Genomic DNA, 16,226 nt, shown 5'->3' with positions numbered 1-16,226 from the left:
CGGCGTAGCGGATGCAGAGCCTATCTCGCCCGGGACGGGCGAGATAAAACCTCCAATATGCGTCCCAAAATCAAGCCGCATCCGCCTTGTTCTGCCTATTGGCAATCAGATCATCAACGACAGCCGGATCGGCCAGCGTCGAGGTATCGCCAAGCGCGCCGAAATCGTCTTCGGCGATCTTACGCAGGATGCGGCGCATGATCTTGCCGGAGCGGGTTTTCGGCAGGCCGGGGGTGAACTGGATCTTGTCGGGCGAAGCGATCGGGCCGATTTCGGCGCGAACATGTTTCACCAGCTCCTGCCGCAACGCGTCCGAGCCCTCCTGTCCGACCATCAGCGTCACGTAGCAATAGATGCCCTGGCCCTTGATCGAATGCGGATAGCCGACAACGGCCGCCTCTGAAACATGCTTGTGCGAGACCAGCGCCGATTCGACCTCGGCCGTGCCGAGACGGTGGCCGGAGACGTTGAGGACGTCGTCGACGCGGCCGGTGATCCAGTAATAGCCATCCTCGTCGCGGCGGCAGCCGTCGCCGGTGAAGTACTTGCCTTTGTAGGTGGAAAAATAGGTCTGGATGAAACGCTCGTGATCGCCATAGACCGTGCGCATCTGGCCGGGCCAGCTGTCGGCGATGACGAGATTGCCGTCGGCAGCACCTTCCAGCACTTTGCCTTCGCTATCGACCAGCTCCGGCTGGACACCGAAGAAGGGCAGGGTGGCGGAACCGGGCTTCAGGTCCGTCGCGCCCGGAAGCGGCGTGATCATGTGGCCGCCGGTTTCCGTCTGCCACCAGGTGTCGACGATCGGGCTGCGGCTGTCGCCGACCACCTTATAGTACCATTCCCAGGCTTCCGGATTGATCGGCTCGCCGACCGTGCCGAGGAGGCGCAGGCTGAAGCGCGACGAACGCTTGACGAAATGATCGCCCGCACCCATCAGCGAGCGGATCGCCGTCGGCGCCGTATAGAAGATATTGACCTTGTGCTTGTCGATGATGTCCCAGAAACGGCCCTGATCGGGATAATTCGGCACGCCCTCAAACATCAGCGAGGTCGCGGCATTCGCCAGCGGACCATAGACGATATAGGAATGGCCGGTGACCCAGCCGACATCGGCGGTGCACCAGTAGATATCGCCGGGGTGATAGTCGAAGGTATATTCATGCGTCATCGCCGCATAGACGAGATAGCCGCCTGTGGTGTGCAGCACACCCTTCGGCTTGCCGGTCGAACCTGACGTATAGAGGATGAAGAGGGGATCTTCCGCCTTCATCTTCGCCGGCGGACAATCCGCCTTCACCTTGGCAGTTTCCTCGTGATACCAGAGGTCGCGACCGGGCGCCCAGCCGGTTTTGCCGCCGGTGCGACGCACGACCAGAACCTTCTCGACGGTGACAAATTGCTTGGCGGCGATATGGATCGCCGTATCGGTGTTTTCCTTGAGCGGAATCGGCTTGCCGCCGCGCAAGCCCTCGTCACAAGTGATGACGAAGGTCGACTGGCAATCGACGATGCGGCCACCCAGCGCTTCCGGTGAGAAACCGCCGAAGACGACGGAATGCACAGCACCAATGCGGGCGCAGGCGAGCATCGCATAGGCGGCTTCCGGGATCATCGGCATATAGATGGTGACGCGGTCGCCCTTCTTGACGCCGTGCTTCTTCAAGACGTTCGCCAGCCGGCAAACATGCTCGTAGAGCTCGTTATAGGTGACCTTCTTGTCGATATAAGGGTTGTCGCCTTCCCAGATAAAGGCGACGCGATCGCCGTGCTTCTTCAGGTGACGGTCGATGCAATTATAGGAAACGTTGGTCAGCCCATCCTCGAACCATTTGATCGAGACCTTGCCGGTAAACGACGTATTTTTGACCTTGGTGTAGGGTTTGAACCAGTCGATGCGCTGGCCATGCTTACCCCAGAACTTGTCGGGATCCTCGACGCTCTGCCTGTACCATTTCTGATATTTCGCCTGGTCGATCAACGCTCGCGCCTTGACCGGTTTCGTCACCGGATGAATCTTTTCCGACATGGTGTCCTCCTCAAATCATGGCGCCCTCAGTCGAGATTATGGGCACTAATTTGCGCAATCAATAGCAGGTCAAGTGGCGGCGGCAATTAGACAAAGATCAAATCAGGTGCAAAGAATTGCAATTCCCCAACGCTGCGGTTATATAGGGCCATATTTCCCGGACAATAAGGTGTTACACCCCGGACCGCGACACCGGCGCGGACTGACAGAAGGACTATATCTATGGCTCAACAATTGCTCATGCCGAAGGCAACGGCCATCTGGCTTGTGGACAATACAGCCTTGTCATTCGACCAGATCGCGCAATTCTGCAAGCTGCATCCGCTCGAAGTTAAGGCCATTGCCGATGGCGAAGCCGCCCAGGGCATCAAGGGCCTCGACCCGATCGCCACCGGCCAGCTGTCGCGTGACGAAATCGCCCGTGCCGAAGGCAATCCGAACCATAAGCTGAAGATTTCCGAGCCGAAGGTCCGCGTGCCGGAATCCAAGCGTCGTGGCCCGCGCTACACGCCGGTTTCCAAGCGCCAGGATCGCCCGAACGCCATTCTCTGGCTGGTACGCAACCATCCGGAACTGAAGGACGCGCAGATTTCCCGTCTGGTCGGCACCACCAAGTCGACCATCGAGCAGATCCGTGACCGCACCCACTGGAACTCGACGAATCTGGCACCGATGGACCCGGTAACGCTCGGCCTCTGCAGCCAGATCGATCTCGATATGGAAGTCGAAAAGGCCGCCAAGGGCCGTCCGCTGCCGACCGCTGCCGAACTTGGCGCAACGTTGCAGCCGGCGCAGGAAACCGAGAAGCTCGGCTTCAGCTATGAGCGCGACGAGCCCAAGGAAAAGGAAATCGACGCCGATGCCGTCTTCGCCAAGCTGAAGTCGCTGAAGTCCACCACGCCTGATGATGATGACGATCAGTACTGAGACGCGATCGATCGCCTGTTTTCAAAGCCCTGGTCTCCCGACCGGGGCTTTATTTTTTGAGGTGTCACGAAACTATCGCGCCCCGAAAATCGCCGAACCGACACGGACACTCGTAGCGCCGAAGGCAACCGCGATCTCATAATCACTCGACATGCCCATCGAGAGCTTGTCTACGCCGGCCTTTCTCGCCAGTTTGGCCAGGAGCGCGAAATGCGGCCCCGGATTCTCGTCCGCTGGCGGAATGCACATCAAGCCCTCAATCGAAAGCCAAAGCTCGTTACGGCAGAGATCGACAAAGGCGACGGTATCGTCGGGTGCAATCCCGGCCTTCTGCGGCTCCAGGCCGGTATTGACCTGCACGTAAAGCCTGATCGCCTTGCCCTGCCGCTTGATTTCATCGGCGAGCGCACGCGCGATCTTTTCCCGGTCGACCGTCTCGATGACGTCGAACAGCGCCACGGCGTCAGCCGCCTTGTTCGATTGCAGCGGCCCGATCAGATGCAGCTCGATGTCGGGCGTCTCGGCTTTCAGATCCGGCCATTTGCCCTGGCTTTCCTGCACGCGGTTTTCGCCGAACACGCGCTGGCCAGCCGAGATCGCCGGGCGGATCGCGTCGGCATCGAAGGTCTTGGAGACGGCAACGAGCTGCACGGCGCCACCGGGCCGGCCGGCCTGACGTTCCGCCACCGCGATATGGGAACGAACCTCGTTCAACCGCTCTTGAAGTTCCATCTTTTCGCCTCGATATATCTGCCTATTCCCGAGACTTTGCAGTAATGAGGCAAGCGGCCTTTGCCAAGGGTGAATGCCGCAGAATCGGGCTTTGCATTGCAAGATAAAGCACTTGCCGTGCCTGCTAAACTTGACGCTTGGTTGGTTTCGTGATGAAGGTCACGGCCAACTCCCCATGATTTTCCGGAATACAAGAACAGATGGCTACCGAACGTTATAACCCGCGCGATGCCGAACCCCGCTGGCAGCAGAAATGGAACGATGAGAACGTCTTTCTCACCGACAACGCCGATCCGCGCGAGAAATATTACGTCCTAGAGATGTTCCCCTATCCATCGGGCCGCATCCATATGGGCCATGTGCGCAACTACGCCATGGGCGATGTCGTCGCCCGCTACAAGCGCGCCCGCGGCTACAATGTCCTGCACCCGATGGGCTGGGACGCCTTCGGCATGCCGGCGGAAAACGCCGCGCGCGACAACAAGGTGCATCCGAAGGAGTGGACCTACCAGAACATCGCCTCGATGAAGGCGCAGCTGAAGGCCATGGGCCTGTCGCTGGACTGGAGCCGCGAATTCGCCACATGCGACGTCGAATATTATCATCGACAGCAGATGCTCTTCATCGACATGATGCAGAAGGGCCTGATCTATCGCAAGAAGTCCAAGGTCAACTGGGATCCGGTCGACAACACCGTGCTTGCCAACGAGCAGGTCATCGACGGCCGCGGCTGGCGCTCCGGTGCATTGGTCGAGCAGCGCGAGTTGACGCAGTGGTTCTTCAAGATCACCGATTTCAGCCAGGAACTGCTGGACGCGCTGGATACGCTCGACCATTGGCCCGAAAAAGTGCGGCTGATGCAGAAGAACTGGATCGGCCGCTCCGAGGGGCTGACGATCCGCTGGGAGATCGTGCCCGAGACCTCGCCAAATGCCGACCGCGAGATTGCCGTCTATACGACGCGCCCGGACACGCTGTTCGGCGCCTCCTTCCTGGCGATTTCGGCGGACCATCCGCTGGCCAGGGAAGCCTCGGCGCTCAATCCTGAGATCGACGCCTTCTGCGAGGAATGCCGCCGCGCAGGCACCTCGCTCGCCGCATTGGAGACCGCCGAGAAGAAGGGCATGGACACGGGTATCCGCGTCCGCCATCCGCTCGACCCGTCCTGGGAACTGCCGGTCTATGTCGCCAACTTCGTACTGATGGACTACGGCACGGGCGCCATCTTCGGCTGCCCTTCCGGCGACCAGCGCGACCTGGATTTCGCCCGCAAATATGACCTGCCGGTCATTCCCGTCGTTATGCCCAGAGACGGCGACGCCGCAAGCTTTGCCATCGGCGATGTCGCCTATGACGGCGACGGCGTGATGATCAATTCGCGCTTCCTCGACGGCATGAGCCCGGAAGAAGCATTTGAGACGGTGGCAACGAAACTGTCGGCGGTAAGCCTCGGCAATGTGCCGCAGGCCGAACGCAAGGTGAATTTCCGCCTGCGCGACTGGGGCATTTCTCGCCAGCGCTATTGGGGCTGCCCGATCCCGGTCATCCATTGCGACGATTGCGGCGTCTTGCCGGTGCCGAAAGAGGATCTGCCGGTCAAGCTGCCGGATGATGTCACCTTCGACCTGCCGGGCAATCCGCTCGACCGCCATCCGACCTGGCGACATGTCGCCTGCCCGCAATGCGGCAAGGATGCGCGCCGCGAAACCGACACCATGGACACCTTCGTCGATTCGAGCTGGTACTACACCCGCTTCACGGCCCCCTGGGCCGACGAGCCGACCGACAAGGCCGCCGCCGATCATTGGCTACCGGTCGATCAGTACATCGGCGGTATCGAGCATGCGATCCTGCATCTGCTCTATTCGCGTTTCTTTACCCGCGCCATGCGCGAGACAGGCCATGTCGACGCCAGGGAGCCCTTCAAGGGCCTGTTTACGCAGGGCATGGTGGTTCACGAGACCTATAGCCGCGGCAATGGCCTGACGCGCGAATGGGTGTCGCCGGCCGATATTCGCATCGAGGAAACCGACGGCCAGCGCCGCGCGACCCTGCTGTCGACTGGCGAGGACATTGCCATCGGCGCCATCGAGAAGATGTCGAAGTCGAAGAAGAACGTCGTCGACCCGGACGATATCATCGCCTCCTACGGCGCCGATACCGCCCGCTTCTTCGTGCTCTCCGATTCGCCACCCGACCGTGACGTAATCTGGTCGGAGGCGGGCGTCGAGGGCGCGCATCGCTTCACGCAGCGTATGTGGCGCCTGGTGTCCGAAGCCGCCGACGAGCTGAAAGCCGTTACTTCCGTTCCGGCTAAGGAAGGCGAGGCGCTGGCAATTTCCCAGATCGCCCACCGCACCCTGAAGGCCGTTCAGGCCGATTACGACAAGCTCGCCTTCAACAAGGCGGTCGCGCGCATCTACGAATTCGTCAACGCGCTGGCCGCACCGTTGGCAAAGGTTGCCGCCGGCGGAACCGATAGCAGCTATCGTTCCGCCGCTCGCGAGGCGGTCGAAATCCTGATCGCGCTGGTCGCGCCGATCACGCCGCATCTGGCGGAAGAATGCTCGACAGCGCTTGGCAACACGCATCTCGTCGCCATGAGCGCCTGGCCTGAATATGACGACGTACTCGTCGTCGAGAACGAGATCGTCTATCCGGTGCAGATCAATGGCAAGAAGCGCGCCGAATTGACAATTGCGCGCGATGCGGATCAGAATACCGTGCAGCAGGCCGTACTCGCCTTGGATGCCGTAGCAAGCGCATTGAATGGTCAGGCGCCAAAGAAGATCATCGTCGTTCCACAGAGGATCGTAAACATTGTCGTCTGATAAGCTCTTCAAACTCGCCCGCCTTGCGGGCGTTGCGTCTGTGATTGCCGTTGCGGGTCTCTTGTCATCCTGCCAGGTGCGGCCGCTTTATGCTCTGAGCACAGGGGTTACGCAGAAGCTTGCCGATGTCTCCTTTTCCGACGCCAATTCGCGCGTCGGCCAGGAAGTCCGCAATCAGCTGATCTTCATCGCCGGTCGCGGCGCAGGCGAGACAAAGACGCCGAAATATACGGTCGATCTGAGCGTCAGCTCCGGCACCGCCGGCGTTCTCTATCTGCCGTCCTCGGCGACATCGGGCGCCGGCCGCACCACCGTCACGGCATCCTTCACGCTGAAGAATGCCAGCGATGGTAAGGTGCTCAAATCTGGAAGCCGCGCGGTTATCTCGCTATTGGACTACCCGACCCAGGAATTCGCCAAGCAGCGCGCCATTCGTGATTCGGAAGACCGCGCCGCCCGTGAAGTTGCCGAGATGGTCGCCGCCGATATCGCCGCCGCACTTAGCCGCTGATCTGAGCGCGCGGTATGTCGGAGATCAAATCCCACGAGTTTGACGGATTCCTTCAAAACGCCGCGCGCAATTATCGTCTTTTCGTCATCTATGGCCCGGATCGCGGCCTTGTCTCCGAAAGAGCAGGGCAGGTGGCCGGCAAGACCGGTGTTGACCTCAAGGACCCTTTTTCACTGATCAAGCTCGATGTCGGCGATCTCCAGAACGATGCCGGCCGATTGCTCGACGAGGTCAACGCCATCGGCCTGTTCGGCGGTGAAAAACTGGTCTGGATTCGCGGCGCGGCCAACGAAAAAGCGCTGATCGATTCGCTGCAGATCATCGCCGACAATCCTCCCGACGCCAGTTTTGTCATCATCGAAGCCGGCGACCTCAAGAAGGGCTCCGGCCTGCGCAAGGTAGCCGAAGCATCCCGCAAGATCGCGACCGTCCCTTGTTACGCCGATGACGGCCGCGCGCTGAACAGTCTGATCGACACCGAGCTTGCGAGCGAAAATCTGCGTATCTCGCCCGCCGCGCGGCAGATGCTGCTCGAGCTGTTGGGCGGCGACCGGATCGCATCGCGCAACGAGGTGCGCAAGCTGGCGCTCTATTGTCGCGGGGAGGGGACGATCGAAGAGGGTCATGTCGCCGACATTATCGGTGACGCCAGCGCCATTTCCGCGGATGACGCCGTCGATGCCATCCTGAAGGGCGATTCGGATGCCTTTCTGCATGCCATGCAGAAGATCGCCGCCTCCAAGACGTCGATGTTTCTGGTGCTACAGGGCTGCCTGAGGCAGTTTCAGCTTTTGGACGTCATGCGTACGGAGATGGACGAGAAACGTGTGCCGCCGGCGCAAGTCATGCAGACACTCGGCCGTCATCTGCATTTCCGCCGCAAGCCGATCATCGAGCAGGCACTCCGGAGCTGGACGGCGCCGGCCATTGCCCGCGAAATGAACCGCCTGCAGTCGGCCATCCTGCAGACCAGACAGCGCGCTAGTCTCGAAGATACGATCGCCACACAGACATTGCTGGCGACCACGCTACAATCGGCCCGCAAGAGCTAGAGCGCCGTCTTCATTTGAAGGTGGGACGATCTCTTTAACATATTGATTTTAAATAATAATATTATCTGCTTTCGAATGACACCATCCGAAAGCAGATGTCCTAGTGTTTCACGGGAAACAGCTCAGCGCCGCTCAAGCAATCGGCAAATTTCTTCCAGCTGTTCCAAGGTCTTATAGGAAATCTTCACCTGACCGCCATTGCCGCGATGGTTGATCGCGACATCAAGCCCGAGCGTATCGGAGAGGGTGCGCTCCAGTGCCAGCGTATCGGAATCCTTATCATCCTTGCGGGCGCTAGCCGGCCGAGGATCATTCTGTGCCTTGATATCGTTCTGCGCCAGCCGCTCGGCGTCGCGAACCGACATCCCCTTGGAGACGATCGTGCGAGCAAGCGTTGCCGGGTCGGAGGTCGACACCAGCGCGCGAGCATGGCCAGCCGAAAGGCTACCGCCGGCGAGCATGTCGCGAACCGGCTCCGGCAGCTTCAGCAGGCGCAGCGAATTGGCGACATGGCTGCGGCTTTTGCCGATGATTTCACCGAGATCGTTCTGCGTATAGCCATGTTCGGCAATCAGCTGCTCATAGCCCAGCGCTTCTTCGAGCGGGTTGAGATCGGCTCGCTGAACGTTTTCGACGATAGCAATTTCCAACGCCGTCTTATCATCAACGTCGCGGACAATGACCGGAATCTCAATCAAACCAGCGAGTTGCGCCGCACGCCAGCGTCTTTCGCCCGCGATAATCTCGTAGCGATCGGCAGAAACCGTACGCACGACGACGGGCTGCACGATGCCGTGCTGGCGGATCGAACTGGCAAGGTCGTGCAGTTCGGTTTCATCGAAATAGCGGCGCGGATTCTTCGGATTGCGGCTGATGAATTCGATCGGCACCATGCGATCCGGATTTACGCCCGGTCTGCCGGCCTCCACGGGCGTCGGCTGATCCATCTCTCCGATAAGAGCCGCCAGACCGCGCCCGAGGCGCCGTTTCGAAAGATCATCATTCATCGCAATACTCACTCCAGAACAAATACACTATCAGGCAGCCGCCTTCCGCTGCCGCTCCCGCTGGATAACTTCCGACGCCAGTTGCAGATAGGCCTGGCTGCCGGCGCATTTCAGATCGTAAAGGATCGCTGGCTTGCCATAAGAAGGCGCCTCGGACACGCGGACGTTGCGTGGAATCAACGTATGGTAGACTTTTTCACCAAGATGGGTCCGCACATCATTGACGACCTGCTGCGCGAGATTGTTGCGGGAATCGAACATCGTCAACACAATCCCCTGAATATCCAGGGATGGATTGACGGTGCGACGCACCTGATCGACCGTTTCCAGCAATTGGCTGAGGCCTTCCAGCGCGAAGAATTCGCACTGCAGCGGCACCAGGACTGAATGCGCTGCCGCCATGGCGTTCATCGTCAGCAAATTGAACGAGGGTGGGCAATCCACCAAAATATAGGAGAAAGCCGTTGCACCAGCGCCGTTCAGAGCCCGGCGCAGCCGGAAAACGCGGTCAGGCTGCTGCGCGATCTCCATTTCGACGCCGAGCAGGTCCATTGTCGAGGGGACGATGTAAAGATTCGGTACAGCCGTCTCCTGAACCGTATCCAGGATCGTATGCGTACCAACAAGAAGATCGTAGGAGGACACTTTTCGGTCGCGACGGTCGATACCGAGGCCGGTGCTGGCATTTCCTTGCGGATCGAGATCGACGATCAGGACGCGCTCGCCAATAGCGGCCAGGGCCGTGGCCAGGTTGATCGCGGTGGTTGTCTTGCCAACACCACCCTTTTGGTTTGCGATAGTAATAATCCGGTTTCGCTCGCCGATCATTTGCCGCATATCCATCATGGTTAAATTCGACGACGAGGGCGCGTTAACTCCAAGATCACGGAATCGCTCTCGACAACACTATTGTGTTTTACCAGATCGAACTCCCAACGACCACGGGCTTTGTGGACCTCGCGTTCGTAATCCCGGCCTTTATGCAGCAGCAGGCGTAGGTTTTCATTGCGCTCGGCCCATGGCGCCACGTAATCCAGCAGCATATCCAGCTCGGCAAGCGCCCGCGCCGAGATCACGTCACAATCGGCAATGATCTTCGGCGCTTCCTCGATACGCACTGCATGAACGGCGCCGCGAGCCTCGCATTCCCGAAGGCAAACCCGCAGAAACGCTGCTTTTTTCTGGTTGCTTTCCACCAGATCGACATGTCCATCCTTCTGCTCAGCCAAGAGAATCGCGGTTATGATCCCTGGAAAGCCGCCGCCGCTTCCGAGGTCTACCCAGCGCGCCGGCTTCGGATGAAGCTGAAAGATCTGAGCGCTATCAGCAATATGCCGGCGCCAGAGATCATCGACGGTAGACGGCGCCACCAGATTGATGGTCTTCGCCCACTTCTGGAAGAGCTCGGCAAAGTGCTGCAGCCGTCCCTGTGTTTCACGTGAAACACGCACACCGTTTAATTCCATGGCAGGACTCTCACACCTTGCAATGCCTTGATACTACGAAACAAGCTTCCGCTCGTCCACCACCGTCAGCTTGCGCAGATGCACAAGCAGCAGCGAGATCGCCGCCGGTGTCATCCCATCTATCCGCGACGCCTGGGCGATATTCTTTGGCTGCGCCTTCGCCAGCTTCTGCTTCAGCTCGTTCGACAGGCCTGACAGAATCGAAAAATCGAAATCCTGGGGGATAAGCCGCTCTTCCTCGCGCCGAACCTGGACGATATCCGAGGTCTGCCGATCCATATAAACCGCATAGGCAGCCTCAATTTCGACCGCTTCAACGACACGCCGATCGATCGCCCGCAGTTTCGGCCATAGACCGGACAGTGAATCGATCGAATGCTCCGGATAGGACAGAAGATCATAAGCCGTCCGGCGCTGACCATCCTTGTTGAGATGCAGCCCAGCCTTCTCCGCCTCACTCGGCGTAACGCTCAACGCCTTCAGCTGAGCGCGCGCCCATTCGAGCTTTTCCATATAATTACCAAACCGGTCAGCACGGGCGCTGCCAACACAGCCGATAGTCAAACCAAGCGGTGTCAGACGGACATCGGCATTATCAGCGCGTAGCGACAGCCGATATTCGGCGCGCGAGGTGAACATGCGATAGGGTTCGGCAACGCCGCGCGAGGTGAGATCGTCGATCATCACGCCGATATAGGATTCGGTTCGGCTAAGCTGGATCGCGTCACCGCCCGCAGCCAATCGCGCCGCGTTGAGGCCGGCGATCAGCCCCTGCGCTCCTGCTTCCTCATAGCCGGTGGTGCCATTGATCTGTCCGGCCAGGAAAAGACCCGGGATCTTCATCACCTCAAGCGACGGCTTCAATTCGCGCGGATCGACGTGGTCATACTCGATGGCATAACCGCATTGCAGGATCCGGACTCGTTCCAGACCCGGAATGGTCCTGATGAACGCATCCTGGACCTCCTCGGGGAGGGAGGTTGAAATACCGTTTGGATAGACCGTCGTATCGTCAAGCCCTTCTGGCTCCAGAAAGATCTGATGGCCGTCACGCTCGCCGAACTTGACGATCTTGTCCTCGATCGACGGACAATAGCGCGGTCCAACACCCTCGATCTGCCCGGAATACATCGCCGAACGCATGAGATTATCGGCGATGATCTTATGCGTCCCCGGCGTCGTTCGCGTCACACCGCATTCGATCTGCGGATTCACGATACGATCGGTCATGAAGGAGAAGGGCACCGGTTCATCGTCGGCGCCCTGGCGCCCAACCGCATTCCAGTCGATTGTCGAACCATCGAGACGCGCGGGCGTTCCTGTCTTCAAGCGCGCAAGCGCAAGCCCATAGCGCTCCAGCGTCCCCGACAGACCAACCGATGGTTCTTCACCGACACGGCCCGCAGGAATTTTCCTGTCGCCGATATGGATCAGGCCGCGCAAAAAAGTACCGGTCGTCAGAACAACGGCGCCGCAGCGGATGGTCCGGCCATCCTTCAGAACCACCGCGGAGACGCGGCCGTCGCTGATGGTCAAATCAAAGGCATCGCCCTCAATAATGTCGAGATTTTCGATCGCGGCGATCTCGGCCTGCATGGCGAGACGATAAAGCTTGCGGTCAGCCTGCGTGCGCGGACCACGAACCGCCGGGCCCTTTTTCCGGTTCAGCATCCGGAACTGAATGCCACCGGCGTCAGCCACGCGGCCCATCAAGCCATCGAGTGCGTCGATCTCCCGAACAAGGTGACCCTTGCCGAGGCCACCGATCGCCGGATTACAGGACATTACGCCGATCGTATCGCGTTTGTGGGTGACCAGCGCCGTCTTCGCACCCAGCCGCGCGGCTGCGGCCGCAGCTTCGCTGCCCGCATGTCCGCCGCCAACGACGATCACATCATATATAGTCTCGAGCATTGCCAGGCCCTCAGTGTTGCCGTCTGTTTGGCACACCAATTTCAGGAGTCAAGAAGGTTTCACGTGAAACGTTTTGAACGACCCATCTCAAAGGCCGTGTTTCACGTGAATCATTTGCCGATACAGAATTCCGAGAAGATCACATCGAGAAGATCCTCGACATCGACCCTTCCGGTGATCCGACCGAGGCTATGTCCAGCTTGGCGAAGATATTCCGCGCGGATATCCAACCCCACAGAGGTGGCGCTGACCGCCTGAGTCAACGCCTCCAGGCTCTCGGCCAGCAAAGTCCGATGTCTCAACCGGCTCGGCAGGGCCAATGACAAAGAAGCAGTACGCTCTTGCAGGTCTTCGACCAATAACTGATGCAATTCCGCCAGACCAGCGCCGGTGCTCGAGGAAATGCAGAGATCATACCCAGTTTCGTCCGCCGGATGAATATCCGCTTTGGTGCCGACACGGAAAACCCGGCCGCCAAAACCCGGAAAGTCGATCTGCGCGCCAGTTCCAATCTCGGCGAGCGAAAGGATGACATCGGCTTCCGCCGCTGTTCTCAGGGCACGCTTGATCCCTTCGCGTTCGATGACTTCCTCGGTTTCCCGCAATCCGGCGGTATCGTAGAGCCGAACCGCATATCCCTCAATATTGAGATCGACATGCAGGACATCGCGCGTCGTGCCGGCGATATCAGTGACGATCGCCACCTCGCGACGCGCCAGCGCATTCATTAGGCTGGATTTGCCGGCGTTGGGTGCGCCGGCGATAACAACTTTCAATCCGTCTCGCACGATCTCGCCGTAGCCGGCGCCAGCGAGATGCGCTGAGAGCTCAGCTCGCAGCTTCGCCATATCGTCCCAGACCATATCGGATACAGAACCTGGGACGTCGTCCTCGTCAGCGAAGTCCAGCTCCGCTTCGATCAGGGCGCGGGCGCGCGTTAGACGATCGGCCCATCCTTCATAAAGCTTGGAAAGACCACCAGCTGCGTGCTCTACCGCCAAACGGCGCTGCATTTCCGTCTCGGCGGCGATGAGATCGGCGAGACCTTCAACCTCGACAAGATCCATTTTGCCGTTTTCCAAGGCCCGGCGCGAGAATTCGCCATGCTCGGCCAGGCGACATCCTTTAAAGCCGGCAAGCTCATCGAGAAGTGCGGCAACAACAGCCTTACCGCCGTGAACCTGGATTTCCACGCAGTCCTCGCCTGTAAAGGAAGCCGGCGCCGGGAAAACCAAAACCAGTCCCCGGTCGATCGTTAAACCGTTACGAGTCCGAATCGTTTTCAAAGCCGCCTGTCGCGGCTTCGGCAAAGTACCGGCCAGCGCTGCTGCTGCGACAAGCGCTTCCGGACCGCTAATCCGCACCACCGCGACACCGGCTGGAAGAGCACCGCTGGAAAGCGCAAAGATCGTATCGCCGATTACATTCATCCAATTGATCCGCATCCGAATCGATTCCCGGCCTTATCAGCAATGGGTCGATTTCAAACTGTCATCCAATCTGATCGGGCTTCCGTCGGGCTAACTCAAAGCCGTTTGATGTTCCACGATATATGGATCACGAAGGCGAAGAATATCCCGTAATCGAAGCATTCGTTGCACGAGCAAAACTACCAACACCAGCTCGATCTCAGTACGTGCTCTGAAGATTATAAACGAAATCGGGCCGCAAGCGCGACCCGATCCGTACTATCTCAGCCTCCGCCACCCATGAGTGACGGTCAATCCGGTTCAGGATTAGGTGTTCATCGAGTCGAAGAAATCCGGATTGTTCTTCGTCTGCTTCAGCTTGTCGATCAGGAATTCGATCGCGTCGGTCGTGCCCATCGGAGCAAGGATACGGCGCAGGACAAAGATCTTCTGCAGATCCTGGCGCGGCACCAGCAGGTCTTCCTTACGCGTGCCGGACTTGAGGATATCCATCGCCGGGAAGATGCGCTTGTCGGCGACCTTGCGGTCGAGGACGATTTCCGAGTTACCGGTGCCCTTGAATTCTTCGAAGATGACTTCGTCCATACGGCTGCCGGTATCGATCAGCGCGGTGGCAATGATCGTCAGCGAACCGCCTTCTTCGATATTACGTGCCGCGCCAAAGAAGCGCTTCGGGCGCTGCAGGGCGTTAGCATCGACACCGCCCGTCAGGACCTTACCAGACGAGGGAACGACCGTGTTGTAGGCGCGACCAAGGCGCGTGATCGAATCGAGCAGGATGACAACGTCGCGGCCGTGTTCAACAAGGCGCTTTGCCTTCTCGATGACCATCTCGGCGACCTGGACGTGACGCACGGCCGGTTCGTCAAAGGTCGAGGAAACGACTTCGCCGCGCACCGAGCGCTGCATATCAGTCACTTCTTCAGGACGTTCGTCGATCAAAAGAACGATCAGATAGCAATCGGGATGGTTTGCCGTGATCGAATGGGCGATGTTCTGCAGCAGGACGGTCTTACCGGTACGCGGCGGCGCCACGATCAATCCGCGCTGACCCTTGCCGAGCGGCGCCACGAGATCGATGACGCGAGACGACAGATCCTTGTTGGTAGGAACGTCAAGCTCCATACGGAAACGCTCGTTCGGATAGAGCGGCGTCAGATTGTCGAAGTGGACCTTGTGACGGATCTTTTCCGGATCGTCGAAGTTGATGGTGTTGACCTTCAACAGCGCGAAATAGCGCTCGCCTTCCTTCGGTCCACGGATCGGGCCTTCGACGGTATCGCCGGTCTTCAGCGAGAAACGGCGGATCTGCGACGGCGAAATATAGATATCGTCCGGACCCGGCAGGTAATTGGCATTGGCGGAACGCAGGAAACCGAAACCGTCCTGCAAAACCTCGACAACGCCTTCCCCAATAATTTCAACATCCTGGCTGGCAAGCTCCTTCAGGATGGCAAACATCAGTTCCTGTTTGCGCATCGTGCTGGCGTTTTCGACCTCGAGCGATTCAGCAAAAGCCAGGAGTTCGGTCGGGGATTTGTTCTTAAGTTCTTGAAGCTTCATTTCAGCCATGAAGGGAATTACTCTATTTTAGAAGGGGAAAGGCAATGTTGGTCGTATTCAGAGCCGCGATGGGGGAGCTCGCGGGCGATAGAACTGATACATGCCACGAAGAAGAGATGGCGGGAAAATAGCGATTCAGTTAGCGCCCCGCAAGGGGGGCCGGCGAAATGAAGAAAATTTAACTTCAATGCCCGATTCCGCCGGCTTCACGCGAAGGGCTTCACCACCGCCAAAATGACGATCACAATCATCAGCAGCGTCGGTCCCTCGTTGATAAGCCGCCAATGCCGGGCCGAATAGCGGTTGTCATCACGGGCAAAGGCCCGCACCGCGCGGCTGAAGAACATGTGAACGCCCGTCAGCACCACCACAAGCCCAATCTTGGCATGCAGCCAGCCGCCATGGAAACCATAGACCGACCAGGCGAGATAGAGCCCGAAGATCCAGGTCAGCATCATCGCCGGGGTCATGATCCCCTTCAAAAGCCGGCGCTCCATCACCTTAAAGGTCTCGGATTGCTGCGAACCGGGCTCGGCATCGGTGTGATAGACGAACAGCCGCGGCAGATAGAGCAGGCCTGCCATCCACGAGATCACCGCGATGATATGCAGCGCCTTGACCCAGAGGTAGAGATCGTCCGGATGCCAAGCGAATAGCCCGATCGCCAGCGCCACGAACAGCAGGATCATGAAATAGGATCGCCGACTGGCACGGGCGCCCGCGGCTGCATCCGTCTGCTTTTCCGTGACTTCCTCGCTCATGGC

The 16,226-nt window shown here is 59.0% G+C and carries 13 protein-coding genes; 4 read left to right on the top strand and 9 right to left on the bottom strand.

The window, feature by feature from the left end; translation table 11 throughout:
* Window positions 1-70: 70 nt before the first annotated feature.
* Window positions 71-2,029, bottom strand: coding sequence for an acetate--CoA ligase (gene acs / locus RRH01S_RS25860; RefSeq protein ID WP_042475206.1), 1,959 nt, complete (start codon window positions 2,027-2,029; stop codon window positions 71-73).
* Window positions 2,030-2,251: 222 nt separating this feature from the next.
* Between acs and RRH01S_RS25855 the strand changes: the two genes are divergently transcribed.
* Window positions 2,252-2,956 (top strand): DUF1013 domain-containing protein, encoded by a 705-nt coding sequence (locus RRH01S_RS25855; RefSeq protein ID WP_007698715.1) that lies wholly within the window; start codon window positions 2,252-2,254, stop codon window positions 2,954-2,956.
* Window positions 2,957-3,028: 72 nt separating this feature from the next.
* Here the strand turns inward: RRH01S_RS25855 and RRH01S_RS25850 are convergent, their stop codons facing one another.
* Window positions 3,029-3,688: a YggS family pyridoxal phosphate-dependent enzyme gene (locus RRH01S_RS25850; RefSeq protein WP_042475203.1), complete on the bottom strand. Its 660-nt coding sequence runs from the start codon at window positions 3,686-3,688 to the stop codon at window positions 3,029-3,031.
* A 200-nt stretch (window positions 3,689-3,888) separates the two neighbouring features.
* Between RRH01S_RS25850 and leuS the strand changes: the two genes are divergently transcribed.
* From leuS to holA, 3 genes are read left to right on the top strand one after another with little or no spacing between them, the layout of a single operon-like run.
* The gene (leuS, locus tag RRH01S_RS25845) at window positions 3,889-6,519 is read left to right on the top strand and encodes a leucine--tRNA ligase (RefSeq protein ID WP_042475201.1); all 2,631 of its coding nucleotides are present in this window, start codon (window positions 3,889-3,891) and stop codon (window positions 6,517-6,519) included.
* Window positions 6,509-7,030 carry an LPS assembly lipoprotein LptE gene (gene lptE / locus RRH01S_RS25840; protein WP_007698707.1) on the top strand — a complete coding sequence of 174 codons (522 nt, stop codon included), beginning with the start codon at window positions 6,509-6,511 and terminating at the stop codon, window positions 7,028-7,030. The genes leuS and lptE overlap by 11 nt, the downstream gene beginning before the upstream one ends.
* A gap of 14 nt (window positions 7,031-7,044) precedes the next feature.
* On the top strand, window positions 7,045-8,082 hold the full coding sequence (holA, locus tag RRH01S_RS25835) for a DNA polymerase III subunit delta (protein ID WP_007698705.1): 1,038 nt from the start codon (window positions 7,045-7,047) through the stop codon (window positions 8,080-8,082).
* Window positions 8,083-8,204: 122 nt separating this feature from the next.
* Here holA and RRH01S_RS25830 read toward each other — a convergent pair whose 3' ends face one another.
* From RRH01S_RS25830 to hemJ, 7 genes are all read right to left on the bottom strand, one after another.
* Complete coding sequence (locus tag RRH01S_RS25830; protein ID WP_007698704.1) at window positions 8,205-9,089, bottom strand: ParB/RepB/Spo0J family partition protein; 885 nt, start codon at window positions 9,087-9,089, stop codon at window positions 8,205-8,207.
* A gap of 30 nt (window positions 9,090-9,119) precedes the next feature.
* Window positions 9,120-9,917 (bottom strand): ParA family protein, encoded by a 798-nt coding sequence (locus RRH01S_RS25825; protein ID WP_007698702.1) that lies wholly within the window; start codon window positions 9,915-9,917, stop codon window positions 9,120-9,122.
* A 20-nt stretch (window positions 9,918-9,937) separates the two neighbouring features.
* The gene (gene rsmG / locus RRH01S_RS25820) at window positions 9,938-10,555 is read right to left on the bottom strand and encodes a 16S rRNA (guanine(527)-N(7))-methyltransferase RsmG (protein ID WP_007698700.1); all 618 of its coding nucleotides are present in this window, start codon (window positions 10,553-10,555) and stop codon (window positions 9,938-9,940) included.
* A 33-nt stretch (window positions 10,556-10,588) separates the two neighbouring features.
* Window positions 10,589-12,469, bottom strand: a complete 1,881-nt coding sequence (gene mnmG / locus RRH01S_RS25815) for a tRNA uridine-5-carboxymethylaminomethyl(34) synthesis enzyme MnmG (protein WP_042475198.1) — start codon at window positions 12,467-12,469, stop codon at window positions 10,589-10,591.
* 110 nt (window positions 12,470-12,579) lie between these two features.
* Window positions 12,580-13,914, bottom strand: a complete 1,335-nt coding sequence (gene mnmE / locus RRH01S_RS25810) for a tRNA uridine-5-carboxymethylaminomethyl(34) synthesis GTPase MnmE (RefSeq protein ID WP_042475194.1) — start codon at window positions 13,912-13,914, stop codon at window positions 12,580-12,582.
* A gap of 291 nt (window positions 13,915-14,205) precedes the next feature.
* Entirely contained in the window at window positions 14,206-15,471 is a 1,266-nt protein-coding gene (gene rho, locus RRH01S_RS25805; RefSeq protein ID WP_007698693.1) for a transcription termination factor Rho, read from the bottom strand.
* A gap of 197 nt (window positions 15,472-15,668) precedes the next feature.
* Complete coding sequence (hemJ, locus tag RRH01S_RS25800) at window positions 15,669-16,223, bottom strand: protoporphyrinogen oxidase HemJ (RefSeq protein WP_042475188.1); 555 nt, start codon at window positions 16,221-16,223, stop codon at window positions 15,669-15,671.
* Window positions 16,224-16,226: the final 3 nt, after the last annotated feature.

Origin of the sequence: Rhizobium rhizogenes NBRC 13257, assembly GCF_000696095.1 — a bacterium.
GTDB lineage: Bacteria > Pseudomonadota > Alphaproteobacteria > Rhizobiales > Rhizobiaceae > Rhizobium > Rhizobium rhizogenes.
Note: the sequence above shows the minus strand (reverse complement) of the source record. Positions and strands in the feature narration are given on the sequence as shown.